The organism is Oceanobacillus saliphilus (assembly GCF_023522835.1).
Classification (GTDB): domain Bacteria; phylum Bacillota; class Bacilli; order Bacillales; family Amphibacillaceae; genus Oceanobacillus; species Oceanobacillus saliphilus.
The window spans coordinates 156,283-182,397 of the sequence record NZ_JALCZU010000004.1 but is presented as its reverse complement, the minus strand read 5'-3'; the positions used below and the strand labels follow the sequence as shown (position 1 = coordinate 182,397).

Genomic DNA, 26,115 nt, shown 5'->3' with positions numbered 1-26,115 from the left:
TGGACCCGTGTCAAGGACACAAGAAAAAAAGAGTTAAGTAACTAAAAGATGATTCCTATATTGAATAGGGGTCATCTTTTTAAATTCCATTGATATCGATAATTGTTATAGTAAACCATGTAATGATTTATTTTTTACTTTAGTAATTTTAAAGTTTTTCAAGATTGATATTCTACCTCATCCGTTAAGTCATGGATGACATTCGCTTTTTATTTTCAAAAGAAAGCGTCCAGCAGGTTTGTTCAGCTATAACTCTTTAGGTGCATGCCCTACCTGCAAAGGAAAAGGAGTTCTGACGCCGGACGTCGCATTTGCGGATCCAGTGACGATTCCGTGTGAAGCTTGTGGCGGTACGAGATATTCGGACGAAGCATTGTCCTATCGACATCGAGATAATAATATAGTACAAATGCTCAATTTAATAATAGACGTGGCTATTCAGTATTTTAATATACAAAAATCATAAAAAGAGTGCATTAAGCTAAAAGAAGTCGGATTAGGGTATCTGACCTTGGGACAGACGACAAGTTCTCTAAGCCGTGGAGAAATCCAACGTCTAAAACTTGCAAGCCACTTACAAAAGAGGATGTTATAATGCAGTGACATCAACAGTGAAATGGCTGAAGGATGGAGTTAGAGAAAATATTACTTAAAAAGTGGCTATGGATTTACGGATAATGGTAATTCTATAAAGACGAGACAACATGAAGGAATGGGCTTAAAGAGGAATCCGATAAAGAGATAAATGTCGAAAAATAGCGAGTGACAGTCCTAATAGAATATGTAATAATAACGGAATAGATTATAAATACTTTTTACTCAAGGGAATCTTTAAATTCCCAACTATAAATGTTACTCATATGCCTGTAATGCTATAGGCTCGATTTTTCTAAATTCTTCTAAAGAGGTGCATGAAATGAAGCTTTTATATTCTGGTAAAACAAAAAATGTATATGAATTAGAAAATGGAAACTATTTATTAAAATTTAAGGATGATGTGACTGGTGAAGATGGTGTATTTGATCCAGGTGCAAATACTGTTGGGCTTTCCATTGAAGGTGCAGGCAAAGCTGGATTAAAGCTCACTCAGTTTTTCTTTGAGAGGTTGAAAGAGCAAAATATACCAACACATTTTGTTGATGCAGATATCGAGAAACAAGAAATGACAGTCGTGCCGGCAACCGTATTTGGCCAAGGCTTAGAAGTAATTTGTCGTTTCCGTGCGGTAGGGAGCTTTTTGAGAAGGTATGGAAAATATGCAGAAGAGGGCCAAATCCTGGATGCATTTGTTGAAGTAACTTTAAAAGATGACGAGCGGCAGGATCCACCAATCGGCAGTGATGCATTGCATATGCTAGGAATTTTAACAAAAGAAGAGTATTCCATTCTAAAGAATCTTACAAAAGAGATTTCCCATGTAGTAAAAGATGAGTTGGAAAAAAAGGGAATGGAACTGTATGATATAAAGTTGGAATTTGGTAGAAATGCCGATCATCAAATTATCTTAATTGATGAAATTTCTGGTGGAAATATGAGAGTTTATAAAGATGGGGAATATGTTCAACCGCTGGACCTAGAAAAATTACTATTGGGCGACTCCTGACAGTAATAAAGTAAGTCATCAAACTGTGGGTTACTTTACTGTAGCTAGTTAACCGCTTGATAAAAAAAGATGCAAGAGCCGAATACCATATGGTGTTCGGCTTTTTGCATGAGTCGACCCGTCCAATATAAAGAGAAAGGCTGGGAACTACCTAAGAGTTGATATCATCAATTTCAATCACTTTCCACAGCACTTCTTAAATTTCTTACCACTACCACAAGGGCAAGGGTCATTCCGTCCGAGTCCATACTATTTAAGTTTGTAGTTGCAATCTATTTTATGTGTAAAGGTAGGAATGAAAATTAATGATCGGGCATTAGACTTAGATAGTGCAAGATATTTATACGATTTCAGCAGAGTTGTTGCTTAATTTATTAACTATATATTTTAGTGAATCGAGATACTTTCTTAATAACGCCGCTAGTATTTAGTGGTGTATTCTAGTTTTGGCGCAGAAAGTTCTGGTAGATTCTTTTCACTTTGTTCAAGCAGTTGGTCAATAATTATAGTTAAGAAGACAAACATAATTGTTTGTTCAATTCGATAAAATCAAATTCCGAACGGTAACACGCACCCTAAAACCAATGTCCCCTCAAGAACTGTTTTTTACATACGACAGAAGGACAGTGTCATCCAAATGATCTGGAAAGTGGGTAAATTAGGGTCTGTCCCTAGGCCCACTAATTTCCCCATTAATAAATTTGAACTTTGTTTAAATTTTGAGTTGATTTTTCTTTATTTTGTGTTATATTATTCTATAAGTAAAATTCAGATAATTCAATTATATATAAAAATTGGAATCAGTTAGTCTCCCTACCGATGTCAAACTTCTAATGATTGAAAGCTTTCATTCCCTAACTTATATTTAAAAACATAAATACAAACTCTTAGTAATTTTTTTTCTGCTAAATCACATATAATAATTAAAAATTAAACGCTGTTCAATTTTATTGCTGTCCTAGGTAAAAAGGAACGAGGTGATAAAGTGAGAAAAACGCTGAAAAAACGGTTAAAAAAAGACCAAATTCTATTTTCTGCCGTGTCTGTTATTAATCGTAATGGTTATGAAAATACTACAATGGAAGACATATCAAGAGAGCTTCAAATGACAAAAGGATCCCTGTACTATTACTTTAAAAATAAAGATGATTTAATTTACCAATGTCATACTTTAGTTTTATCTTTAGCCACCAAAGAATTGGAAGATATCCTACAAAAAGAAGATATCACTGCTGAAGAAACGTTACGAAAGATGGTATCAACACATATTGAATATGCAATTGAAGAAAGAGAAATATTCAACTTGATTTTCGAACCAAAAAGCACCTTCAACAAAGAGCAGCTAGAACCTGTCTTAAAACTTCGCAAGTATTACTCTAGACTTTTTGATGAAGCAATCCAACAGGGAATTGATCATAAAGAATTTCAAGTGAAGGATCCTATTTTAGTAAGAATGATGATTCTCGGAGCGATGAACTGGGTGCAACAATGGTATGACCCAAATGGTAAGTTATCTAAGTCAGAATTAAAAGAGAGGTATGGTGATTATATTATCAAGTTAGTCAACTAAAAATGTAAGCGCTTCATTAACTGAAAGACCTGTATGGTAACCATTTTTAATCAATATTAATGCGCAAAAGGAGATGAAAATAGATGTTAATCACTGAAAACTTAGAACTGCATGCTAAGGAACAGCCGGACAAAATTTATACCCTGCATAATGGAGAAGCATGGACTTATGCTGAATTCTTTAAGAAAGCTAAAAATATTGCAGCCTATTTCCAAGCAAAAGGATATAAAAAAGGTGATATTATCGCACTTTATTCCTTAAACTCCGATCATTTTCTAGCTTGTTACTACGGAATTCAATTAGGTGGATTTTCCGTCATGCCTGTTAATACGAAATTAGCTGCTCCTGAAGTGGAATATATCTTTAATCACTCCGAGGCAAGAGGCTTAATTTATGATATTCGACTGGATGACACATTTCAACAGATTTCCTATGAATTTGAAGATGTAGTTACTATAGGAGCAAGTGAAGGGCTGGAACAAATCTATGCATATGATACCCTCGAATTTCAGCCTATAAAAATAGAGGCTGAAGAAGTAGCAGCAGTCATGTATACATCTGGTACAACTGGAAAGCCGAAAGGGGTCATGTTAACCCATAGTAACCTTAAATATACTGCCAAAATCTGGTCCGAGTCTATGAATCTCAAAGAATATGACCGTATGCATGTATCTACCCCACTCTTTCATTGTGCGGCTAGTCATGTGTTTGTAGTTCCGGTCACTTATATGGGAGGGTCCATCGCGATTGAAGAAGCCTTCTCCCCTTCCAAGACCTTGCAATCCCTGCAGGATACGAAAGCAACTATATTTTTCGGTGTTCCCGCCATGTATAGTATTATCTTAAATTTACCGAATATTAATACGTTAGACCTTCCGAACCTTCGCCTATTTGGTTATGGAGCTGCGCCGATGCCATACGAACTGGTAAAAAAATTAAAGGAAACTTTCCCGAATGTTGGGGTGCAAAATTTATATGGACAAACAGAAAATTCTCCTGCAGCAACTTCTTTAAAGGATCATTTAGCTCTCAAAAAAATTGGCTCGGTTGGAGCACCTTTGCCATATACCGAAGTCAAAGTAGTGGATGAATTTGGAGAAGAATTGCCAATTGGTGAAGTTGGTGAAATCGTTGTAAAAGGACCACAAGTAATGAAAGGTTATCTAAAAAATAAAGATGCAACAGAACGAACTATCATAGACGGTTGGCTATATTCAGGAGACCTTGGAAGATTTGATAAAGACGATTTACTATATATTGTCGATAGGAAAAAAGACATGATCAACCGTGGAGGTGAAAACGTATATCCAGTTGAAGTAGAAGAAGTATTATATCAAATTCCAGAGATCTTAGAAGCTGCAGTTGTAGGAATCCTAGATGAAGTATACGGAGAAGTACCAAAAGCATTTATCGTGATTAAAGAAGGGATGCAAATCACAGCACAAGATGTGATCACCTATTGTGAAAAAAATATGGCAAAGTATAAAGTGCCATATGAAATCGAACTTCTTGATGAGCTGCCTCGAAATGCATCCGGGAAAGTACTGAAGCATACGATGCGAACATTAAACGAAGTACGGTAAAAAGTCAATATTTAACCTTTTTCAAAACATGTAATTTAATAATCCAATGAGAGGAAGATGTACAATGAGGCTAAAAGTTTATTCAATATTGTTTATATTTTTATTAATACTGGCTGCTTGTGGAACCACCGAAGCTGAAGATACTATTACAACTACTAGTGGGAAAGGTTCAAAAGGCTCTTTACATTTAAAAGCATCATCCGGTGTTCCTACTGAGCATTTTTGGGATCGCGGCTTTTTCGCACCACTTTTAAAAGAAGTGGAGGAAGATTCTGGTGAAGAATTGTCATTCGATAAGTTCGTTGCTGGGGAACTTGTGGAACTTGGAAATGAGTTTGATGCATTAAATTCAGGATCAATAGATATTGCTCTTACATTAATGGGACCATACGATCCGCAACGCTTTCCGTATACAGAAGTAGTGATGCTTCCTACGCTTGGATCAGATGCGGAAATGGTCACTGAGGCATTAGAAAACTTAATGAAAAGTGACCATGTCATAGCAAATGGAAAAACATTTTATGAAATAGAATTTGAAGATAAAGGATTAGTTGCGTTCCCTAACCCTGCAACGGAACCATATGTTATTTCCACAACGAAAAACAAATTTGAAAAGAAGGATGACTTTACTCAGACTATTAGACTCAGAACAGCTTCAAGAGTTCATGAAATTCTTTCTGAAAAGCTTGGTGTTACAGGACAATCCATGCCAATATCAGAATCTTATGACGCATTAAGCCGTAACGCTCTTGATGGGATCATCTATAACGCTCCGGACTGGATAGCATTTGGATTTGATGAACTAATCAAACATACGATCGTGGATGCGAACGTAGGACACTTTGCCGGCTATACTGCAATGAAGCAAGAAACATGGGATTCCTTCTCTACAGAGTTACAACAATTATTTGAAGAAAAAGCTTATGAGATTACTCATCACGGTGCCAGCTTAACAAAAGGTGAAACCGAAGAGAATTATGCTTCGAATAAAGAAAAAGGCGGAGAGATTATTAGCTTTCAAGATTTAGATCCAGACCTTAAGCAGCATTTAGAAGCAGCAATTGTTGATACATGGTTTGATTGGATTGAAATTTTGGAGGCAGACGGTTTTGCTGGTAATGAAATAGCATTATTATGGCGGGATTTATTAATGGACGCCGGCGGTACATTACCACAAGAAATATTAGATTTAGAGTAAGCAGAAAGGAGCCTCATGCTCCTTTCTTACATAAGAGAAGGGGGAAACCTTATGGAAAATCTCATTATATTTATCGCTCTGGCACTATTCCTGTATTTTTTAATCGCCGGTCAGCATATTAGCACATTATTATTCGGAATAGGGATTCTAGGTATATTCTTGCTCGAAGGCTCAAGTGTCGTCACTGGATTTATTCAAAATGACCCTTTCTCAAGAACAGCAAGTTATGCATTAACAACCGTTCCCCTTTATATATTGATGGCTCAATTTATTATGCAATCAGGGATTGTTAAAGATTTATATAGTTTGATGTATAAACTCTCTAATGGTCGAGGAGGAGTACTTGGAATCGCAACCATTCTGTTAGGTGGAATGCTTGGCGGAGTTTCGGGCTCAGGAACTGCTACTTCTGCTGCACTAGGTCAAATAGCAGTTCCTGAACTTCAACAAAGAGGTTATCCAAGTCATTTAGCCGGAATGATTGCTGCATCGGCAGGCTCGCTTTCTGCCATTATACCCCCTAGTGTTTTTCTAATTATCTATGGAGTTGTTGCACAGATTTCAATCGGACAGCTTTTTACTGCCGCATTAATTCCCGGGATTCTACTCATGGTTGTTTTTTCATTAGTAGCAATGATTTATTTAAGAAGGTCAAAGCATGAGTTTAATTCCACGACACAAGCTAGTGAGATGGAAGAAGTGCCAATTTACCGCTACATTATTGTCATTATTTCCGGTTTATTCATTTTCACAGCAATTTTCGGTGGTATATATATGGGAATATTTACTCCAACAGAAGCTGGAGCTGTCGGTGCCTTTCTTGCATTAATTATGGCAGGCTTATTAGGGAAATTAAACTTCAGGTTTTTGAATAACGCATTAGTTGAAACAACAAAAATATCGGTAATGGCTATGTTTATCGTAATGGGTGCATCATTATTTGGGCGTTTTATATCGCTCTCTTTAATGCCACGTAAAATAATTGGTCTATTAGAGCCACTTCTTTCAAATCCAGCTTTAGTCATCATTATTATTATGGTCTTCTACTTTTTCCTATTTATGTTCATTGAGGGGGCGGCTGTAATTCTAATGACGGTACCGATTATAAAACCCCTTTTAGATACCATTCAAGTAGATCCGCTATGGTTTGGAATCATGTTGACAGTGGTTTGTACAATCGGTCTGATTACTCCTCCTGTTGGTATGAGTGTTATCGCTGTTGGGGGAATAACGAAAATTCCAATTGAAAGACTGTTTAAAACAGGTATCGTATTTGGTTTGATTGCAGCAGTAGTCGTAATTGGATTACTAATTATATTCCCTGAGCTAGTCACCTGGTTACCAAGCCAAATGAGATGATGGAGGTGGAGAAGATGAAATGGATTCAAAAGGTAAATAAGGTTTTACGTGAATCCGGGAAATATATTAGCGGAATAGCAATACTCCTTATGATGTTTGCTTTAGTGACAGATGTATTTATGCGAAACGTTTTTGGTATTCCTTTAACCGGTACTTATGAGATCGTTCAATATATTCTGATGCCTGCTCTGGTTTTTCCTGCATTGGGTTATGTCTATTGGTCAGGAGTTTTACCCCGATTGACAGAGATTATTGCTAAAACCCCAAAGCGATTTCAAAAGTTTAACAGATCATTAATTAATATAATAGATATCATTATATTTTTACTGCTGACATATTATAGCTTTATTTTTGCTTTTTCCGGGTTTACTTCTAAAATGGCAGTCCCGGTTGGTGGAGGCTTGTTGCCAATCTGGCCAATTTATTTCTTAGTTCCTCTTGGATTTTTATTTGTTCTCTTGGAAGCTATATATACTGCATTAAGCGGAGAAAAGAGAGAAGAAGAAGTAGGTAAAAGTATCTGATGAAATAGAAAGGAGAAAGAAAAGTGAAACCCTCATTTCTAACTAGTGAACATGATATTTTTAGAGAATCTTTAAGAAAAATGCTTGATAAAGAAGTATATCCCTTTTACGAACAAAGGGAGGCTGAACGTGCTATCCCAAGGGAAGTATGGCTAAAACTTGGGGAAAATGGTTTTTTACTACCATGGGTGGAGGAAAAGTATGGCGGATTAGAACTTGATTTTTCTTATTCCACTGTCCTTATCGAAGAACTGGAAAGAGTCGGCTCCGGGATAGCAAGCGGAATTTGCCTTCACTCTGACATCACAAGTCCGTACATAGCTAGCTACGGAACAGAGGAACAAAAGAAAAGATGGCTCCCAAAAAGTGTAAGTGGCGAATATATTTCAGCAATTGCGATGACGGAGCCCGGTGCCGGTTCTGATTTAGCAAACATTCGTACGACCGCAAGAAAAGAAGGTGAGTACTATATCGTCAACGGAGAAAAAACATTCATTACCAATGGAAAAAATGCTAATTATGTGGTCGTTGTTTGTAAAACGGATCCAACAGCGAAACCAGCTTATCGCGGCATAAGTTTACTCGTAATTGAAGATGGAACAGAAGGATTTAAGCGGGGTAAACAATTAAATAAGATCGGAATGCACAGTGGGGATACGGCAGAGCTGATTTTTGATAACGCAAAAGTTCCAGCTGAAAACGTACTTGGTGAAGAGGGAAAAGGATTCTACTATTTGATGGAACAGTTGCAACAAGAAAGATTAGTAGTCGCACTTCAAGTTCAAGTGGAAGCAGAAGAAATGCTCAACCTTGTCATTAATTATGTTAAAGAACGAGCAGCATTCGGAAAGCGTATTGCCGACTTTCAGAATACCCAGTTTAAGATTGCCGAAATGGCGACAGAGGTCGATTTGGGAAGAACCTATATTAATCATCAGGTGGAGATGCATTTACAAGGTAAGGATATTGTCAAAGAAGTTTCGATGGCAAAGTGGTGGATTAGTGAGATGGCAAAAAGGGTCGCTGCTGAATCCATGCAATTACATGGTGGATATGGTTATATGGAGGAATATGAAATTGCCCGTCGTTACCGCGATATTCCTGTAACGAGTATTTACGCAGGTACAACTGAAATTATGAAGAATATCATTGCAAAAAAAATTCTACATTCCTAGACAGATTTTTGAGAAACGGAGGTGTTATATTGTATCAGACGATTCGAACGGAGATAACTGACGGGATTCTAACCATAGCATTAAACCGGCCAGATGCGCTTAATGCATTCACCTACGAAATGAGCGGAGAATTACTAGATTGTTATGAAAAAGCGAATCAAAACGATGATGTCTGTGTAATTATCGTCACAGGAACTGGGCATGCATTTTGTGCGGGAATGGACTTGTCCACGGGTAAAGACACATTCCGGACAAACGAATCTGCACAAGAATTCCGTGATATCGGTGGGAAAGTTAGTCTGCGGGTTTTCGAGTTGAGTAAGCCGATAATTGCAGCAATCAATGGACCGGCTGTTGGTATCGGATTAACAATGACGTTACCAATGGACATCAGAATTGTCAAAAAAGACACGAAAATTGGTTTTGTTTTCGGCCGTGTAGGGATTGGCCCTGAAGCAGCTTCGGGGTGGATGTTACCCAGAATTGTAGGGATCGGGAAAGCCTTGGAATGGACATTAACAGGTAAATATATTCATACAGACGAAGCATTGGAAACGGGGCTTGTACAACATGTGGTAGAAGACCCATATGAAAAAGCATATGAGATTGCCCGTGAAATAATGGAGTATACGTCTGCCACATCCAATCACTTTACAAGAAAGTTGTTATGGAAAATGCTTGGCTGTCGTCACCCATATGAGTCTCATTTGATCGAATCTCAATTTCTTCATTGGGCAAGTCGCAATGCAGATGCTGAAGAAGGTGTACAAGCATTTTTGGAAAAGCGCAAGCCGAATTTTCCTCTGAAGGTATCTGACATGCCTTCTTTTTTTGAAAAATAGCATGGTAGACTTTAAACTATATACCTACCTTACAGAGTAGAAATATTGTTAAATCTTTATAAGGAGATTTATATTCGTGGAAACCATTGCAGACATCGGTGCAGGTATTATTGATAGGGAGCACCCCCAGGGAAAGAAACCAAGGTCCTCAGCAAAAACATTTGTTGCAAAAGTGGCTTTCATAGGAGTATGGTGGATATAAAGAAAGCAGTTGACAGTGGGGAATATTGCTTAAACTAAAAAAATGCTTGTCCATCAAAAAAAGAAACTTAAGCTAGAAGTGGTCCAAGGTCTGCTTCCCTTGGACTTCGAGGAGGGTACAATTATGATAAGTGATTTAGATTTGAAGCACCTGCGACGTTGTGTTGAATTAGCAAAAACGGCATTGGAGAAAGGTGACGAGCCATTTGGTTCAGTACTTGTCTCAGCCAATGGAGAGGTGCTTGCAGAAGACCATAACCACGTTGCCGGTGGTGACCATACGCAACACCCAGAATTTGCTTTGGCACGATGGGCAGCCAGTAACATGACACCTGAAGAAAGAAGCAAGGCGATAGTATATACCTCTGGTGAACATTGCCCTATGTGTGCTGCGGCCCACGGTTGGGTTGGTTTAGGTCGGATTGTTTATGCAAGTTCGTCTGAACAGTTGGTACAATGGTTGAATGAAATGGGGGTTACTCCATCGCGCGTTCGAAATCTTCCCATTCATGATGTTATTCGTGATACGACAATAGATGGCCCAGTTCCTGAGCTAGCGGAGCAAGTACACAGACTCCATCGTCAGTTTTACGCAAGGAGATGTTGAGCTATCGCGATCTGATGATTATAACTGTATATTGTTAAGTTTCCCACTGACTAAAGTGATAGGGAAGAGAGAGACATGTGTTGGAGCCCCCAGGCACAGGAACCACAGTCCACATCAAAAACATATGTTGTAAATGTCGCTTTCATAGAAGTGTGCTGGATATAACAAAAGCAGTTGACAGTAGGGAAGATTGCTTAAACTAACCAAAAAATGCTATCCATCAAAACAAAAGAATCACAACAAAAAGTGGTCCAAGGTTCCCCCTGGACCACTTTGTATAGTCAACAAATTACGTGATAACGTCATTCAATTATTTTGCTTCTGGTTTCTCTTTTTCCATAGAGTTAAATAATTGTGTAGATGATAGGGCATTAAATGGCATGGATACATTATGTTTAATCCCTTGGTTGTAAGCTGCAATTAAGTCTTTCAGTAGAACGGCTAAAGCAGTGTCTGCAGTCCATTCAGAAATATCGCTCCAATTTCTAGCTACCCAACTATCACCAGTACTTACTTGTAATAGGTTTAATACTTCTTCTTGTGGTAAGTTATAGTGGTTTCCTAACTTAAGTCCTTCAGCTACAGCATTCATGTTAATACCTAGAATTAGATTATTAACTAATTTTGCTACTTGGCTGTTGCCTGCTTCTTCACCATAGTAGAATGTGTTGGATCCAATTGCATCAAAGTAAGGTTGGAATGACTTTACAATTTCTTCTTTACCAGATGTCATAATCGATAATGTTCCAGCTTGAGCACCTGAAGCACCACCACTAACCGCAGCGCTAATTAAACTCAAATCACTTTCTTCTTCGACTTTTTTGCCTAATTCATTCATTGTTTCAGGGTCAAGTGTACTCATGACAATAAGTGTTTTACCTTTAGGCCCAGCAGATAATAGACCACCCTCACCGAACGTAATGTCAACATTTTGAGCATAGTCACGAACCATGGAGATAATCGCTTCGTCCGCTTGTTCTGCTACTTCTATTAACGTTTCTACCATCGTGAACCCTGCAGCTTCTGCTTTCTCATAAACCCCTTTAAAAGCATCATAACCAATTACTTCAAAACCGGCTTTCTGTAAATTAACGGCCATTGGGAAGCCCATTGTACCTAGTCCTACAAATCCTATTTTTTTACTCATGATAAATTCCTCCTGTATCTAATTTTTTTATTTTCCGATTACTCGACCAGTGAGCTATGACGCACTCTTTAAACGGTGGCTGCTTCTAAGCCTACATCCTGGTTGTCTAAGCAACTCTACATCCACTTTACGTTCCTATATTTTTCAGGAGGGTTCTATATAGACTTCTGTATGTTGCGTTCTCATTCAGAACAAGTCTATCCCTACATCTTTAAGCTAAACCTAAGAGTGCCATGATAACGATAACGGTCATCGCGATCCAGTGGGTAACACTGATACTGATAAATCCATTTTTGAAAGTGTCTTTCATCGTTAATCCCGTTATATTGTTAAATATAATCAAGAATCCAGAGTAAGGCACAATGGATAGCGCTCCAGAACCGATTGCGATCGCACGGTGAACTGTTTCCGGATCTAATCCCATATCCAAATAGATAGGTGCAAAATTCGCAACAGATATTCCGATTGCTCCAACAGCTGAAGCAGTAATACCGCCTATCAGACCTGTACCAATCATTAATGAAAGGATTGGAGGACCAGGTATGGATTGAATCACTTGAAATACACCTTTAAACGCTGGAACACTTGTTGCAATGCTACCGAATGCAATGGTACTACCAGTTGTGATTGTTGATGATAACGATTCAGTTGCACCTTGATTTAATACCTCTCTTTGCTGAGCAATTTGTTTACGGAATAATATTGCACTCAATACTATCGCAACAATTAAAGCGACAATAATGATGTTGTTCACAGAACTAAATAGTAAGATGATGCCCAATAACACGATGATCGGCAGTAAACTGATCATAAATGGTGGAAGATCACTTTTAGCAATCTCAGCTTTACTTTCACCCTTCTCAACGACATTGAATGTCTCGTTCTTTTTCAAGCTTTTATTCAACGAGAACTTCATAAATAGGAGTATGAAGACTATTGCTGCGATGGAAGTTACGATTCCGATAAGCGGTGCAGCTGTTAAAGTCGTTCCCAAAGCCGTTGAAGGCACAATATTGTGTAAGGATGGTGCCCCTGGCAACATCGTCATCGTGAACGTTGAAGTCCCACCAAACACAGGGATGGTAACTAATTTCCACGAGATATTAAGTTTTCTAAAGATCGGTTTAGCCATTGGAATTAATGCGAATATGATGACAAATACATTTATTCCACCGTACGTAAGAATCGCTGAAATAATAAATAATGCTACTAATGCGTTGTACGGATTCTTCGTTCCTACTACCGACAACACTTTATCTGCAATGGAAATCGTTGCCCCACTTTTATCCATGTACTTCGCTAGGATGGAACCTAATAAGAATATCGCGAAATTTGCTGCAATAAACCCAGCGAGTGCCGTCATATACGAATTTTCTTGACCAAATACGGTCTCTAGTATAGGTACACCGCTAAACAGCAATACGACAATCGTCGCTATTGGTGCTGCAATAATGATACTGAACTTTTTAATTATAAATAGAATGATTGTTAAAATACCTAACAAAATCCCAAAAATACCCAATATGTCCACTTTAATCTTTCTCCCATTCTCTAGTTGTTATGGATATTAAGTATGGAGTTAATACCCTGACTAATGTCATTACACCCAAACGTTTTACAATAAACTAGCAATCCGTTTATCATTTAAAACTACAACATTAACATTTATTCATGACATACCACCTTCCATTAAAAAATTAATTCATAATAAATCAGTTAATATATTATGAATTAAAGATAAATCTCAAAAAAAACCTGAACAACCAAGTAAGCGTGCGTTGGGTTAATAGTTTTAATTAAATTTATACGAATACGAAGTAATAACGTTTTAAAAACCTTCTGCCAACACTGTTTCACTTAGTGTAACCACTCACTAGGTCATTTTGATTCCGTTTGCAATAATGAACTATTAATTTACTTCACATATTTTAATTTAACAGATAAGTTTTCATAAGTAAAATGAATTAAAATTATTATAACTATGCATTTTATCTATGATTCGTATGTTAAATCACGATGACTTATGTATTGTTGGATTTCGAATATCCAAAAGGAACAACGTATACTTCATTAACATTTGACAGCCTCATTCAAGTATTCAATTATTTCTAAATGGAAGTACAAGAAACATGAGTGAGATAACATGTTACTACGTGTTCGTCTATTTTTTCGTATGTATGGTAGTGTACAGGTGCTCGAATTATAGATAAAATGAATTGTACAGATAATCATAATGAAATAAATGTATAAGGGAGTCAAAAAATGGATACGAAGCAATTAGCTTATTTTATAGAAGTGGCAAAGCAAAAAAGCTTTACACGTGCAGCAGAAGTTCTATGCCTATCCCAACCAACAATTAGCAAAATGGTAAAAAATCTGGAAACCGAGTTAAAAGTGGAACTCATTGATCGTTCAGCAAAAAAGATAGAATTAACCGTTGCAGGAGAAATTGTATTGGAGGAAGGGCAAAAGATTTTAGGGATGATTGATGATTTATCGGACCTTCTAAACGATATGATGAATTTAAAAAAAGGAAAGTTAAAAATTGGGATTCCTCCTCTTATCGGATTTCTATTTTTCCCGAAAATCCTTAAAGGTTTTCGAGATTTATATCCTGAAATTTCGATACAAATAGTCGAGCAAGGTGCAAATAAACTGAAGCAAGCTGTTCATGAGGGGATACTTGATTTAGGTGTAGTTGCATTACCTGTCGAGGATGAATTTGATGTTGTTCCTATTGTAAAGGAGGAGATGATGTTATTTGTTCATGCTTCTCATTCTCTCGCTACTAGAGAGAAGGTTTCCTTACTAGAGGTAAAAGATGAATCATTTGTACATTTTCAAGATGATTCTACGCTCTATCAGCAAGTTATACAGGAATGTAAACAAGCAGGCTTTCAACCGCATGTTTCTTATCAAAGTACGTATTGGGATTTTATCACGGAAATGATAAGGCAGAATCTTGGCATCACCATTTTCCCTCGTTCCCTTGCAAATAAAGTAGATCAACGTGACATTAAAGCGATTCCTATCGTTGATCCACCCATCATTTGGAGGCTGGGAATTATATTAAACAAAAATAAGTATGTTTCCTATGCAACAAGAGAAATGGTTGAATATATTTCTTCGTCATTGAAATAGGCAAAAAAGGGTCAGAGCCCTGTTTCGCTAATACTGTAGCGCAGTGGGGGGACTGACCCTTTTTCTCACCTTATTCGCGCCCTGCACATTATTTAAAAATGCTTTATAATATGGAAAGAAAGACAACTTAGAAATGGGTTGAACGACATGATTGAACTCTTATTTTTAATGGTGGAACGACTTGGGATTATTGTGATGTTGGCTTTTCTTTTAACAAGACTACCGTTTTTTCGTAACCTCATTTCTCTTCGGCAATTAAACCGGAAACAGGAATGGACAGCTATTTTATTCTTTGGCGTATTTGGAATTATTGGTACATACAGTGGTTTTGTCTTTAATGTTGATACGTTCACTGTTGAAAGATGGGGCTTTTTGGTTACACCAGACGAGGCAGTAGCTAATTTTCGGGTAATCGGTGTGGCCATTGCCGGTTTATTAGGAGGATACCGCGTTGGAATTGGAGCCGGTTTGATTGCCGGAATCCATCGATTACTCCTGGGTGGATACACCGCATTAAGCTGCGGAATTGCGACGATTTTAACAGGGTTCTTTACAGGCTACTTTTCAAAAAAGGGCGAAAACATCTCCTATTCCAAAGCGTTTCTTTTAACTGCCTGTGCTGAAGCATTACAAATGCTCTTGATTCTGCTTTTGTCCAGACCATTGGATAAGGCTATTTTACTTGTGGAAAATATTGCAATTCCAATGATTCTTGCAAATGGCGTTGGGGCGGTATTATTTATGATTATTATTAAAAGCGTGATCAACTCCGAGGAAAAGCTTGGTGCTTCACAAGCACAACATGCACTAAAGATTGCAGACAAGACGCTTGTTCATTTACGTAATGGACTGAATGAAACATCCGCAGAAAACGTTTGTGAAATCCTGTATCGTAAAATGAATCCTTTTGCCGTATCGATAACAGATGACACAAAGATTCTTGCCCATATTGGCGCCGGAAGTGATCATCATAAAAAAGGAGCTCCAATTCAGACGCAAGCCACAAAAAACGCCATTCAAAATGGTGAAGTTGTCATTGCATCCGAAAAAGATATTCGTTGTATCAACGAAAATTGTCCGTTACATGCAGTAATTCTTGCTCCTTTAAAACTACATGGTAAAAACATCGGTATCATTAAATTTTATTATCATTCTGAAAAAGAAATTCGTTTATCTACAAAGGAGCTCGTAACCGGGTTAAGTATTCTGTTAAGCAATCAGTTGGAGACTGCGGAGGCAAACCGTGCATTGGCTTTAGCTAAGGAAGCAGAAATAAATGCACTACAGGCACAAATTAATCCACATTTTCTATTTAATACATTAAACACGATTTCATCCCTGATTCGGATTAATCCTAAGAACGCGAGGAAATTACTGCTTTCCCTATCTCAATTCCTGAGGCATAATGTGTCTTCAACAATAGGTACAGAAACAACCATTGAACAGGAATTATCACATGTTAAAACGTATTTAAACATTGAAGAGATGCGATTCAGTCATCGGCTAAAAATTGCGTACGATGTTGACCATGATATTCTGCATGAAAAGATTTCCCCTTTAACATTGCAGCCCATACTGGAAAATTCCATCAAACATGGTTTACGCAATAAAAATCGTGGTGGGTATATTAAACTAAAAATAAAAGATAGAGGAGATTATGTCTTCGTTTCCGTAGCAGACAATGGAGAAGGAATGTCGAATGAAAGACTGAAAATAGTCGGCACAAAGGTGGTGTCTTCCAATTCAGGTACTGGAATGGCATTATACAATGTAAATCGCAGACTGACCATCATGTTTGGAAATGCATCCGAGCTTCATATAAAAAGCAAAAAGCAGGAAGGTACAGAAGTGAGTTTTACCGTTCCAAAAAAAGTGAAATAACAAAGCATCCTAAGAGACACAACAACCAGAACAGAAGGTGAACATGGTGCATAAAAAGATTCGTACACTTGTTGTAGACGATGAACCGTATAATCGAGAAGAATTGATTTTTTTGCTTAACCAGTATCCGATCATTGAAGTCGTTGCAGAGGCAGACTCAGGGGAATCCTGTATTGTAAAGGCGACACAAACACAGCCGGACCTGGTCTTTTTAGATATTGAAATGCCCGGTATAGAAGGGATGAAAGCAGCAGAATTATTAGGGGAATTAAAGAACCCCCCATTGGTCGTATTTGCCACAGCATATCCCCAATTTGCCGCCCAGGCATTTCGGCTGGATGCCATCGACTATTTATTAAAGCCATATGATGAAGACGAATTAACCGAAACGATTGCAAGAATTGAAAAAAGACTTTTTTATACATCCGAAATAGACGAGCAGAAGTCCGTTCACAAGTTGGCTGTTGACATGGATGGAGAAGTGGTTTATTTGGATCCGTTTGATATTATTTATATCCATAGCGAAAACAAGCAAGTAAGAATTGTAACGAATCAACAGGACATTCCATCAAAAGGAAGTTTAAAGGAACTGGAAGCCAGACTGTCTACCTTTCCCTTTTTCCGTATTCATAAAAGTTATCTCGTTAATTTGGATTATGTCAGCAAGTTGACTCCATGGTTTAACGGCGCGTATAACCTAAACCTGCATGGACGAAAGGAATCCCTCCCAGTAAGCAGAAACTATATTAAATTTCTACGGGGAAAACTGGAATTGTAATTTCCCCTCCTAAGGACTTCGGGCCAACACCTGAAGTCCTTTTTTAGATGTAATGTCCTACGTATAAGTACAACGAAGGCTATTATCGAAAAGCTCATTGACAACCACCGTTTTCGAATGTTTTCATGTTATCTGTCATGTTCGACATGTTATGGATGAAATTAAACATCTTGGCAGAATATCATCGAATCCTAGGAAAGTTGTTGTAATCTATTTTTGTAAGCGAAAACATGTAAGCGATTAAAATAGCATGGAGGGATAGAAATGTATACATTTTTAGGTGGCATTGCCCTTTTAATTATTGGATTTTTTACGTATGGAAAATTTGTTGAAAGAGTATTCGGAGTAAAAGAAGATCGTCCAACTCCCGCATACTCAAAAAATGATAACGTCGATTACCTTCCCTTAAGCACTCGCAAAAATGCACTCATTCAATTAATTAGTATTGCGGGCGTCGGACCGATTTTCATAACTGTACCTAATAAATAATAGATAACATAGTAATCAAAGTATGGTATATCTTTATTTTTTTTGCGTTTTATAATGGTAAACTAGATTGTGTTCACAAAGTAAATATAGTAAACTAAGTATATGATAATTTTAGGTTACATAGAGAATATATGGCAGTTTATTGGGAGGATGTTTGAGTGAGGGTACAAGAAATAACTACAACAGAAAATAAGACAAGATATTTGTTAATAGATGATGATGGGGACATAGTCGAACCAGTTGCTAGATTTCTAAAGTTTAAAGATAATACAGGCTCAGCAAGAAACACATTACGTAATTATTGTTATGCTCTTAAATTGTACTTCGAATATTTAAACCAAATTAGTATGGAGTTTACACAAATAACAATAGATAACCTTGGAGAGTTTGTTAGGTGGTTACAGAATCCATATGGGGATATAAAAGTAACTGATATTAACACAAACAAGAAAAAAATCGATGATATTGGTTTAAAGACCAGAACGGCAAGGACGATAAATCAAATCATAAAAAGAGTTACTTTGTTTTACGATTATATTTGGAGAATCGAGGAGTTTAGCAGTAAATTATATTTTAACTTAAAACAAGAGGTTCCTGAGATCGGGTATAATGGATACAAGGGATTTTTTCATCATTTGAGAAAGAATCATACCTATCAGAAAAATATTTTAAAGCTTAAGGAACCTATTAAAGAAGTAGAGATTTATACTCCTGATGAAGTAAATCAGCTATTAAAGGCTTGTAATAACTTCAGGGATTTTTTCTTAATATATTTGCTTTATGAAAGTGGTCTAAGAATTGGTGAGGCACTATCATTGCATCTTTCTGATATCTCACCTGCGATGAAAAAGCTTTATGTTAAAGACCGTGGTGAACTTGAAAATGGAGCTGAAATTAAAACAGTTGGAAGTGTGAGAACTCTTAATATAACAGATGATTTAGCTAACTTGTATCGTAAATATATTATGGAGGTTCACACTGAAGAAGTTGATACTAGTTTTCTCTTTATAAACCTAAATACAAAAGAACCACTTACTTACCACGCTACAATTAAGATCTTCTACCGTTTAGGAAAAAAAACAAATATCAAGGCTTATCCTCACAAATTTAGGCATACCAGTTTAACTGAGTTGTGGAGAACAGGTGAAATGCGACCAGAAACGTTAAAAGAAGTAGCTGGTCATAAACATATTCAAACAACACAACAATTGTACGTTCATCCTTCGAATGATGATGTGCGTGAAGATTGGGAAAATGCTATGAAACAGAAAAAATCAAAAAGTAGAAAGAATGGTAACCTAATTGAGTAATTTAAAAAATATTAAGCAACTGCGTGATTCACAAAGTAATCCATTAAGTTTAAATGGTCACTGGGAAAAAGATAAGTGGGATTTATCAAACAAGTTTTTTGATACTTATAATGTGGAAAGTGTAAGAAAAAAGAAATGGCGATACATGAAGTTTTCTTCTCTTCCATCTGGAGTCAAAGAAGAAACAAAATACTATTTTATGGAAATTGTAAAATCTGACAAAATATCTGTTTACACGTTATATCATTACCAATCAACATTTATTGAATTTGGTAGTTTTCTGGATAAATATTATCCTGAAGTTAGCAGCATTACTAAAATAGACTTAAAGAAAGCCTTAATTCAATACAAAACCTTTCTTACAACTAATAAACACAGCAAAAATAAGATTAGTAGAGGCTTACGTTTTTTTGAGCATTTATATACATTTATAAGCGATGTTTACGATGAAGAGGACATTTTCAAAAAGGATGTATGGCACTCTTCTAAGATCCCTAATGTTCATCTTACAAAAGCTCAGGACCATAAAAATTTAGTTTTTACTTCTATACCAAAAACCTTTAAACAAAGCGTCAAGGATTACATGAAATTTAAGTTGATTAAAAATACTCCAACATACTGTTCAAAGGTATTAAAGGGAATTGAGTTTTTCTTAATATTTATCAATGAAAAAAAGCCTGAGTGGCATACTCTGAAGGATTTAAAGCGTAGTGATATTGAAGAGTATCTAACATCTTATAACGCCGTCAGGGGGCATTTAAAGCCTAATACGCGTTGGAGGGAAATCCAAGGTGTAAAAAACTATATTGCTTATTTGCAAAGCAGAAATGATGTTTTAGCACCAATACATTACTTTGAAAAACTAATTTTAAGAGAAGATAAACCAAAACTGTATGATAAAACAGATGATATCAAATTTATTCCTGAAGTGATTCTTCATCAACTTGAGAAACTGATAAACACAGCGAATACAAACCCAAAAGAATTGGTGCCTGAATTGCCAGAACATGAATATAAGTATATCCCAATTATCACATTACTTTTAGCTACAGGATGGAGAATAAATGAAATAGTACTGTTAAGATATAATAATTGCCTTGTAGAAACAACAAGTGGATATTATTTGCAAGGTGACTTATCCAAAACTAACATCAAAAACCACAAAGTACCAATTGATGAAAATATAGCTAATCTTATAAAAGATTGTATTGAAGAAACCATAAATAAATCCAATGAGGATAATAACAAAGATAAATTTCTATTCTTCCAGGAAAGAGGACAACGTAAAGGTCTACCTATAAGTCCAAATGCAGTTTCAAAATCATTGAATAGGTTAGCAAAGCTGTACAATATAACTGACAACAATGGAAACGTATATCATTTCAAAAATCACGCCTTTCGGCATTCTAAGGGTGTTGAATTGATTAACAACGGAATGAACCTTTTACACGTACAGAAATGGTTTGGTCACTCCTCTCCAGAAATGACACTTAATTACGCAAAGGTAGCCGATGAAACTCTTTATAAGGAATGGGAAAAAACACAAGAAAGTAAATCAAAGTTAGTAAAGGTCGACTTTGAAAAAGGCGGGATCAATGAACTGGATGATGATACTATTGAATGGGAATATATCAGGGAAAGCATTGAGGCTGTAAAAGTTCCTCTGGGCTATTGTATGGCAAGCAAAAAAGAAGGTTGTCCATACGTAATCACCCCTTGTTTGACTTGCCATAACTTCTGTACTACTCCAGAACATGCGGACGAGTTTCAGAATGAAATTAAGCAGGTGCAAGCTGTAATTAACAGGACTAAAGATATGCCAATTTATAACGAAAAAAATCAAAAGCAATTAGAAAGGTTAACCACAATATATGAACAATTACAAGAAGGGAAAGTACACCATCCATTAGGAAAACAAGCCAGAGAACATTCTAAAAATAAACAGCATCCATCCATATTATAGGGAGGTTAGGTCATGAAACTAGACCACCAAAGAAATACTGCTGGTGTAAAAGAATACGCCCAAAAAAAAAGGCAAGTATCTTATGATAAGGCTAAACAAGCTCTGAAGGAATTAACAAGTAATAACAAACCTATAAATTTTAATAAAGTGGCGAAATTAGCTGGTGTTTCAAAAACATATCTATATAAAAATCAAGAAATAAGAAGCGAGATTGAAGCGTGTAGAGAAAGGCAAAATCAAGTGACTAACATTAAGTCATTAAAAAATCATATGAGCGATCAAAGCAAAGATGCGAAAATGGAGGTTTTATACGATAGAATCAAAGAATTGGAGAAAGATAATAAGGAATTAAAAGAGGAATTAAAAAAACTCTATGGTCAAATTTATAGTAGTAAGATATAAAAAACTATTGGGTCCAATTTGTTTTAAGAATGGATTATCCATAAAAACACCCTTTAAAATTTTTAAGCTTAAGAACACCCCTATAAATGTGATTGCTTGGTTTTTATAGTTTTAATTGTATCTCCATTAATTTATTTTTAAGTCAGATAACAATATGTGGGGGTTGTATTCATTACTGTACCTTCATAAGGTTTCCGAAGTTCAAACCACATTTTTTATTTTCCAAGGCAAATTCTTCAAAAATCGAATATGAAAACATATGAAGGTGCAGCATGACCATATGACGGTACAGTACTCGGTTAAATCGACAAATTGCTGTACCGTAATATGGTTTCCACTACTGAATCTTTTAGATTCCTTGTTCTTTTCTATTTTCAGTTATTAATTATTATATATTAATATATAATAGAATTTATATTAATGATTTTATTATAGATTTATAGTAGGATAATAACGTTTTTACTTTCGGCAAGCTCCGGCACACTAGTCAGATCCGGAGTGATTAAAAAATTCGCCATATGTAAATCAGTGCTTTACAAGGGGGACGAGTTTCAATCCCTGCTTAAAATCAAAGAAAGTCTAGCAGGGGACCCAAACCGGCGGAATAGATTGCAGTGGCAACCTTTTATAAATTCGTGTAAAATGGTACTCTGATGGTGTATGAAAAAAGTAATCACACGAGCTTGGTGGGCAGGGTGATTACTTTTTTTCATGCACCATTTTATTATAGAAATGCAGGTCGAGTTATCTGGAATTTTGGAACACGCGAGTTACGCCCTAACATTAAACAGGTGGTTTATGTATCTGTAGTCAAGAGAAAAGTCATGAAATTATGAGTCTTTCTATAAAAAATTCACCCCCTATTTGATACTTTTTTCGATTATAGATATAGGAGGGGTATTTTATGGAAAAAATTATTGAAGGTCGCTTAGTTGGGTTTGGTACATTAAAAGATTTAGAGGAGTATGAGGATTATATTTACTTAGGTGGGGCTATTACTGAAGAAAGGTACAATGCCTACAAAAACACACCAAGTAAAGAAGAGTGCGATAGACTGTGTGAGGAACAGTCTGGAGAGGTTATTATCTATAAATTATCAAAGTAACAAAAATGGTTTTTGTTGAATTGCTTACCAATAGGTAAGCAATTTTTATACAATCATGTCTGTTTTAGACATTAATAGTTCTTTCGGTGTGTAGTAGACGAGGCGGACAGTGGTGATGTATCAGGGTGATGATGAGATTCAAACCGCCTACCAACACCTTCTAGTTTTTCTTCAATGGTGTCAAATCGATTATGCATTTCAGATTTCAAAGAATGAATATATAATTTCATACTTTTCATTTCATTATTCATTTCTGTTAGTAGATCATCAAGAATTTGCTCATCCACTTTTATCACCTCTATCATTATTATAATTGATATTTAATAAACAAGCACTAGTTGTTTATTAAATATTAGCTTGTTGAACCAAAGCACCAGTTAGTTGAATTAGGTACACGTTTAAATCTTTGTTGCTATTATTAAACACATAATACTGAGATATCTTGCCAGCCATACGCAACATCCTCTACTTTGGTTCCTCCAAGCGTACTAGTCCTATGAATGTATTCTTTTCCTCCCATATGTTCATAAAAAGCTAGTCCAGATTTATTTTGCTTCATTACCCAAACCATCATAGTATGTATATCTTTTTTTATAAAATGCTTAGCAATAGCTGAAACAAGCTGCCTGCCAAGTCCTAATCCTCTACATTCCTCTGTGAGATAAAGTGAATAAAGTTCTCCATTAAAATTCTTCTCATCAATGCTTTTACCTGATGCAAAGCCTATAATTTTCCCTATATCATTAGTTGCAACATAAATAAAAGGTTCATTTTCGTTATTTAAAAAATCAATCCATCTTATTTCTGCTTCTTCGTACGATAGTTCTTTCAGATAATCGTCTGGTACTAGACCATGATAAGTAGTTCTCCAACTATTAACATAAACCCTTGATATGTGCTTTATATCTTCTTTACTTGCTTTTTTAATTTCCAAGTTAAGTACCTCCAATGTAAAAACAGTAAAATAATAAAGTTTATTATAACATCCTTCATTGAACTAACCCGCCAGATAGCACAAGATAGGCTGCCATACCGACAATCTCCTTATTTGTGTTAAAGCACCTGATAATGCAATAAGAACTGAGCTTCTATTAGCTAGCTTACCAAAAGTGATAAATCTGTTTAATTTTTATTCAGTATGGTTGCGGATTCATTTTAGTAAGAATAAATCATTTTAGCTAGAACTGGCACGACTACGCCCAAGGATAAATTAATTTAGCCAGAAGTGGTACGGCTACACCTAAGAGAAGCAAAGCAATGACGACGTAAAGGATGGCTCCAGCTATTAGCACAATCCATTTTCTTTTCTTGTATTGGTACCAGTAATTACCTCCCCAGATTAGCAACATTATAAAATCATAACCGATTAGGAGACCATAGGGTCTTGGGGCTGGGCTGATATTTACTATAGAGAAAAATGCGATAAAACCGAGAAATCCGAGTAAGAGCCAATTGACAACATGCACGACAATTTCATAAATAGTATCATTGTTTTTCATTAAATCTACACCCCATAATTTATAGTTCCATTCTCAATTTATAAATATCTTTCCTAATCCAATCGACTGCCACTCTTTTAAGAAGTTTGTTGAAGGAATCACATTACATAATTATTTTTTAATCATTAATCCACTTATAGTACCTACCCATATTCCAATGAAACCACTGATTGCAACAAATATTAACCCAAAGCCTTCCCAACCACCAATTTCTCTGCTGTAAATAACGATTCCGACACAAACTAAACTCAATACGATGGAAACTAAGATTAGAGCTTTTCTGGAAATCTTACGAGATATAAAAAAGATGATTATAGCAACAGCAATCCCAATGAGCAGTATCGGTGTCCATCCTTCTAACATTAAAGCATCCATTTTGTTCCCTCCCTTTACATACTCTTATCAAACAATCGTTTGCATATACATAACCTCTTTTTATTCGACTCTTTATTAAGAAAATACCAAACGTATTGAAGATCTATTTGTTACACTAAAGCACCAGTTAGTTTAAGTGAAATTCTTCACGTAGTTAAAAAAGAGAATAAACCAACCGTTAATGATGTGTTATTAGTTTCTTCTAATCCAATTTATTAGTAAAGGGACGTAACTTTTTTGCTGATAATGTTACGTCCTTTTTTGGTATTTTTACATAAAAACGGAGAAAATCAACATGAGTAAATTCAAGACAATATGCGTAAACATATGTGCAAGCATGGCAAGTTCTAGATTGTGCTTCCAATAAATCCAACCATAGAACAAGCCAGGTAAACCATTTAGGAGAATCATTCGGAACCAAATGAATGTGGTCATTTCTATATTACTTGCGGTTATGCTATAGTGACCTAATGCAAATAATAAGGCACTAATGAATATGGCAAAGATAAAGACCCAGTTAGAAGGTTTTGCCGATTTTCGATCAAATAGTTTCCAAAAAACAAAAACTAACAAGCTCATTAAACCAAAACGCATTAGTAGTTCTTCAAGAATTCCTCCGTACAGTAAAGCTGTTATAAATTCTAATGCATTATAAGGTCGTAATAGTTCTATTAAACCATCTGGTAAGAACGGTTGGAAAAGATAATCGAATCCTCTCAAAACGACTCCTGCAATCGAACCGAGTATGATAGCTAGTTTAATCCCTTTTATCCATTCTGATTTTGACTTATCTCTAGCATGAGGATGAATAATAGCCGATTTTAATCCCACTTTATGAGCAATGAAAAATCCAATGACAAGAGTAATGATTAATATAATAAAATTTGGAATGACGGCGAGTAAGGCTAACATTTCAGGTGGTCCTGAGATCCCCGTCATTTCACTCAATTGCTCTAATTGGGTCGAATATGTCGATAGTGTCGATAATCCAAGAAGATACGAGAAAAATAATGCAATGATTCCAACCAAGAGATAAATTAATAGCCCTTTCATACTCTTTTGCTTTGTCATAAGTAACCTCCTTGATTTTAGTTTAAAATTCATTAAATTATGAATCTCTGTTTTCTCTCATTTTTTTCTCCTCCAAATTGTTTATTTACCCTTAATACGATTACGTTCGTCTAATCGTTCACTCACGAAAAAATAAATAAAAAAAATCTCAGGAATTTGATCCTGAGACCTTTCTTTTAAAGATTTTTCTTGCAAAAATAAGATAGATAATAAGATACGTCGGAAATTGAATAAGTCCTAAAAAGCCCCATAGCCAAGCATTATGTCCCCTCTTCCGTGCATCCCAAAACAT

The 26,115-nt window shown here is 36.0% G+C and carries 24 protein-coding genes, 3 pseudogenes and 1 other annotated feature; of the genes and pseudogenes, 18 read left to right on the top strand and 9 right to left on the bottom strand.

From position 1 onward, the window contains the following. Nucleotides 1-33: 33 nt before the first annotated feature. Nucleotides 34-134, bottom strand: a pseudogene (locus MN204_RS08985) (IS3 family transposase); the annotation flags it as partial. A gap of 782 nt (nt 135-916) precedes the next feature. On the opposite strand from MN204_RS08985, the gene MN204_RS08975 reads away from it, so the two are divergent. Continuing rightward, complete coding sequence (locus MN204_RS08975) at nt 917-1,603, top strand: phosphoribosylaminoimidazolesuccinocarboxamide synthase (protein WP_249870747.1); 687 nt, start codon at nt 917-919, stop codon at nt 1,601-1,603. 177 nt (nt 1,604-1,780) lie between these two features. Here MN204_RS08975 and MN204_RS21475 read toward each other — a convergent pair. Next, a pseudogene (locus MN204_RS21475) lies at nt 1,781-1,840 on the bottom strand (SEC-C metal-binding domain-containing protein); the annotation flags it as partial. A gap of 748 nt (nt 1,841-2,588) precedes the next feature. Here MN204_RS21475 and MN204_RS08970 point away from each other — a divergent pair. The 9 genes from MN204_RS08970 to MN204_RS08935 all read left to right on the top strand — a co-directional run bounded on the left by MN204_RS08970 (nt 2,589) and on the right by MN204_RS08935 (nt 10,662). Next, a complete protein-coding gene (locus tag MN204_RS08970) occupies nt 2,589-3,173 on the top strand; it encodes a TetR/AcrR family transcriptional regulator (RefSeq protein ID WP_249870746.1) in 585 nt (194 codons plus the stop codon). Between the two features lie 83 nt (nt 3,174-3,256). Further along, nucleotides 3,257-4,756, top strand: a complete 1,500-nt coding sequence (locus MN204_RS08965) for a class I adenylate-forming enzyme family protein (protein WP_249870745.1) — start codon at nt 3,257-3,259, stop codon at nt 4,754-4,756. A gap of 64 nt (nt 4,757-4,820) precedes the next feature. Next, nucleotides 4,821-5,954 carry a TRAP transporter substrate-binding protein DctP gene (dctP, locus tag MN204_RS08960; protein WP_249870744.1) on the top strand — a complete coding sequence of 378 codons (1,134 nt, stop codon included), beginning with the start codon at nt 4,821-4,823 and terminating at the stop codon, nt 5,952-5,954. 51 nt (nt 5,955-6,005) lie between these two features. After that, complete coding sequence (locus MN204_RS08955) at nt 6,006-7,313, top strand: TRAP transporter large permease (RefSeq protein ID WP_249870743.1); 1,308 nt, start codon at nt 6,006-6,008, stop codon at nt 7,311-7,313. 14 nt (nt 7,314-7,327) lie between these two features. Then, on the top strand, nt 7,328-7,837 hold the full coding sequence (locus MN204_RS08950) for a TRAP transporter small permease (RefSeq protein WP_249870742.1): 510 nt from the start codon (nt 7,328-7,330) through the stop codon (nt 7,835-7,837). Nucleotides 7,838-7,860: 23 nt separating this feature from the next. Beyond that, entirely contained in the window at nt 7,861-9,012 is a 1,152-nt protein-coding gene (locus tag MN204_RS08945; protein WP_249870741.1) for an acyl-CoA dehydrogenase family protein, read from the top strand. A gap of 29 nt (nt 9,013-9,041) precedes the next feature. Beyond that, nucleotides 9,042-9,854, top strand: coding sequence for an enoyl-CoA hydratase-related protein (locus tag MN204_RS08940; RefSeq protein ID WP_249870740.1), 813 nt, complete (start codon nt 9,042-9,044; stop codon nt 9,852-9,854). 76 nt (nt 9,855-9,930) lie between these two features. Then, nucleotides 9,931-10,056 carry a hypothetical protein gene (locus MN204_RS21255; RefSeq protein WP_306798639.1) on the top strand — a complete coding sequence of 42 codons (126 nt, stop codon included), beginning with the start codon at nt 9,931-9,933 and terminating at the stop codon, nt 10,054-10,056. A 123-nt stretch (nt 10,057-10,179) separates the two neighbouring features. Next, nucleotides 10,180-10,662, top strand: a complete 483-nt coding sequence (locus MN204_RS08935; protein ID WP_249870739.1) for a nucleoside deaminase — start codon at nt 10,180-10,182, stop codon at nt 10,660-10,662. Between the two features lie 310 nt (nt 10,663-10,972). Here MN204_RS08935 and MN204_RS08930 read toward each other — a convergent pair whose 3' ends face one another. Together MN204_RS08930 and MN204_RS08925 are read right to left on the bottom strand one after the other, a co-directional pair. Next, on the bottom strand, nt 10,973-11,809 hold the full coding sequence (locus MN204_RS08930; protein ID WP_249870738.1) for an NAD(P)-dependent oxidoreductase: 837 nt from the start codon (nt 11,807-11,809) through the stop codon (nt 10,973-10,975). 37 nt (nt 11,810-11,846) lie between these two features. Then, nucleotides 11,847-11,924, bottom strand: a sequence feature (23S ribosomal RNA rRNA prediction is too short). 96 nt (nt 11,925-12,020) lie between these two features. Next, nucleotides 12,021-13,340, bottom strand: a complete 1,320-nt coding sequence (locus tag MN204_RS08925; protein WP_249870737.1) for a GntP family permease — start codon at nt 13,338-13,340, stop codon at nt 12,021-12,023. Between the two features lie 731 nt (nt 13,341-14,071). On the opposite strand from MN204_RS08925, the gene MN204_RS08920 reads away from it, so the two are divergent. The 8 genes and pseudogenes from MN204_RS08920 (at nt 14,072) to MN204_RS08885 (ending at nt 22,878) form a co-directional block, all read left to right on the top strand. Next, a complete protein-coding gene (locus tag MN204_RS08920) occupies nt 14,072-14,950 on the top strand; it encodes a LysR family transcriptional regulator (RefSeq protein WP_249870736.1) in 879 nt (292 codons plus the stop codon). Between the two features lie 147 nt (nt 14,951-15,097). Then, nucleotides 15,098-16,831, top strand: a complete 1,734-nt coding sequence (locus MN204_RS08915; protein ID WP_249870735.1) for a sensor histidine kinase — start codon at nt 15,098-15,100, stop codon at nt 16,829-16,831. 46 nt (nt 16,832-16,877) lie between these two features. Next, nucleotides 16,878-17,609, top strand: a complete 732-nt coding sequence (locus MN204_RS08910; protein ID WP_249870860.1) for a LytR/AlgR family response regulator transcription factor — start codon at nt 16,878-16,880, stop codon at nt 17,607-17,609. Nucleotides 17,610-17,873: 264 nt separating this feature from the next. Further along, nucleotides 17,874-18,077: pseudogene (locus MN204_RS08905) on the top strand (carbon starvation CstA family protein); the annotation flags it as partial. 179 nt (nt 18,078-18,256) lie between these two features. Further along, on the top strand, nt 18,257-19,408 hold the full coding sequence (locus MN204_RS08900; protein ID WP_249870734.1) for a tyrosine-type recombinase/integrase: 1,152 nt from the start codon (nt 18,257-18,259) through the stop codon (nt 19,406-19,408). Beyond that, the gene (locus MN204_RS08895; RefSeq protein ID WP_249870733.1) at nt 19,401-21,371 is read left to right on the top strand and encodes a tyrosine-type recombinase/integrase; all 1,971 of its coding nucleotides are present in this window, start codon (nt 19,401-19,403) and stop codon (nt 21,369-21,371) included. The genes MN204_RS08900 and MN204_RS08895 overlap by 8 nt, the downstream gene beginning before the upstream one ends. A gap of 12 nt (nt 21,372-21,383) precedes the next feature. Next, nucleotides 21,384-21,773 (top strand): DUF6262 family protein, encoded by a 390-nt coding sequence (locus MN204_RS08890; protein ID WP_249870732.1) that lies wholly within the window; start codon nt 21,384-21,386, stop codon nt 21,771-21,773. 904 nt (nt 21,774-22,677) lie between these two features. Then, nucleotides 22,678-22,878 carry a hypothetical protein gene (locus MN204_RS08885; protein ID WP_249870731.1) on the top strand — a complete coding sequence of 67 codons (201 nt, stop codon included), beginning with the start codon at nt 22,678-22,680 and terminating at the stop codon, nt 22,876-22,878. Nucleotides 22,879-22,949: 71 nt separating this feature from the next. On the opposite strand, the gene MN204_RS08880 is transcribed toward MN204_RS08885, so the two are convergent. The 5 genes from MN204_RS08880 to MN204_RS08860 all read right to left on the bottom strand — a co-directional run bounded on the left by MN204_RS08880 (nt 22,950) and on the right by MN204_RS08860 (nt 25,823). Then, complete coding sequence (locus MN204_RS08880; protein ID WP_249870730.1) at nt 22,950-23,165, bottom strand: hypothetical protein; 216 nt, start codon at nt 23,163-23,165, stop codon at nt 22,950-22,952. A 131-nt stretch (nt 23,166-23,296) separates the two neighbouring features. Continuing rightward, complete coding sequence (locus tag MN204_RS08875) at nt 23,297-23,812, bottom strand: GNAT family N-acetyltransferase (protein ID WP_249870729.1); 516 nt, start codon at nt 23,810-23,812, stop codon at nt 23,297-23,299. A 259-nt stretch (nt 23,813-24,071) separates the two neighbouring features. Then, entirely contained in the window at nt 24,072-24,377 is a 306-nt protein-coding gene (locus MN204_RS08870; protein WP_249870728.1) for a hypothetical protein, read from the bottom strand. A gap of 111 nt (nt 24,378-24,488) precedes the next feature. Further along, nucleotides 24,489-24,752: a YesK family protein gene (locus MN204_RS08865; protein ID WP_249870727.1), complete on the bottom strand. Its 264-nt coding sequence runs from the start codon at nt 24,750-24,752 to the stop codon at nt 24,489-24,491. A gap of 270 nt (nt 24,753-25,022) precedes the next feature. Beyond that, on the bottom strand, nt 25,023-25,823 hold the full coding sequence (locus tag MN204_RS08860) for a CPBP family intramembrane glutamic endopeptidase (RefSeq protein WP_249870726.1): 801 nt from the start codon (nt 25,821-25,823) through the stop codon (nt 25,023-25,025). Between the last annotated feature and the right edge of the window lie 292 nt (nt 25,824-26,115).